This is a genomic window from Streptomyces sp. PTL18 (genome assembly GCF_059510295.1).
In genome coordinates this window covers 1-1,664 of sequence record NZ_JCAJZO010000093.1, presented here as the reverse complement: position 1 = coordinate 1,664, position 1,664 = coordinate 1, and the positions used below count along the sequence as shown (strand labels likewise).

The window sequence follows — 1,664 nt, the reverse complement described above, 5'->3', positions numbered from 1 at the left end:
CCTCGCGCTTTCATGAAGCGGGCTGTCCGGCAGGTGGTCAGGAAAGCAGAAAGTGCCGCTGACCAGCAAGAATGAGGATTGTCGAGGTCCTTGTTCCCGCTGAAACCAGAGGCACTTCCCAGGTGAAGCACTCTATCGGGTTGTACCCCCGTGTCCGCGTCCGGGACGACGGCCGCCAGGTCGTCTCCCAGGCCGGCTCAGTCCTGCTCGTCGAAACGGTCCGCAAGACCGGCCTTGACCAGGCCATATCCCGGGCCCTGGCTCCGTGGCGCAAATCGCGGGCCGTCCACGATCCCGGCAAGGCCCTCCTGGACCTCGCTCTGGCCGTCGCACTGGGCGGAGACTGCCTCGCGGACATCGCCATGCTGCGGTGTGAGCCAGCCGTCTTCGGCCCGGTCGCCTCCGACCCGACCGTCTCCCGCCTGATCGACACCCTCGCCGCCTCCGGCGAGAAAGCCCTGCAGGCCGTCCGGTCCGCACGCTCCGAAGTTCGCAACCGGGTCTGGTCGCTGGCAGGCAAGCACGCCCCGGACGCCGACGGACAGGTCACGATCGACCTCGACGGCGTCCTCGTGATCGCACACTCCGACAAGGAGGACGCGGCCGCGACCTGGAAGAAGACCTACGGGCATCACCCCCTGACGGCCTTCGTCGACCACGGCCAGGGCGGAACCGGAGAGCCGGTCGCCGCTCTTCTCAGGCCGGGGAACGCGGGCTCGAACACGGCCGCCGACCACATCACCACCGCCCAACTCGCCCTGGCAAAACTGCCGAAGAAGTACCGGCGAGGGCGCCAGACACTAATCCGCACGGACTCCGCCGGCGGCACCCACGACTTCGTGTCCTGGCTCGCCAAGCGAGGCCGATGGCTGTCCTACTCGGTCGGCATGGTGATCACCGAGCCGATCCACCAGCACGTGCTGAAGATCCCGGGCCCGGCCTGGACCCCGGCCGTCGAGGCCGACGGACAGGTCCGAGACGGAGCCTGGGTCGCCGAACTCACCGGCAACCTGCTCGCGGGCTGGCCGAAGGGGATGCGGCTGATCGTACGCAGGGAACGGCCGCACCCCGGGGCCCAGTTGAGGATCACCGACGCGGACGGCATGCGGATCACGTGCTTCGCGACCAACACCACCGACCGTCCGATCGCCGAGCTCGAGCTCCGTCACCGGCTGCGGGCCCGCGCCGAGGACCGGATCCGGGCTGCCCGGTCCACCGGCCTGCGCAACCTGCCCCTGCACCACACCGCGCAGAACAAGGTCTGGCTGGAGATCGTCCAGATCGCGCTTGACCTGCTGGCCTGGATGCCCATGCTCGCCCTGACCGGCCAGGCCCGGCTCTTCGAGCCCCGCCGGCTGCGATTCCGCCTGTTCTCCGCAGCCGCCCAGCTCGTCACCACCGGCCGGCGCCGCATCCTCCGCCTCGCCCGCCACTGGCCCTGGGCCCATGAGATCACCGGCGCCCTTGAACGGCTTGCGCTCCTGCCCAACCCTGGCTGACCAGCGGATTCGCCTGCCCCTACGAGAAGAGGACCCAGCCTGGAGCAGTGGAACCCGGCGCCCACCCGAGGCGACACTCGGGCCGTCGGAATGCCCGCCATCAGTCACCGGCAGCGAAACGGTCCACCGACTCCGTCGGCGGACCGTCATGCAAGATCGAGGCTA

Annotated in this window: 1 protein-coding gene; it reads left to right on the top strand. The window is 69.4% G+C overall.

Features of this window, described 5'->3' with window-relative positions:
* Nucleotides 1–122 precede the first annotated feature (122 nt).
* Nucleotides 123–1,499: an IS1380 family transposase gene (locus AC5WS8_RS39080; protein WP_496108225.1), complete on the top strand. Its 1,377-nt coding sequence runs from the start codon at nt 123–125 to the stop codon at nt 1,497–1,499.
* Nucleotides 1,500–1,664 lie beyond the last annotated feature (165 nt).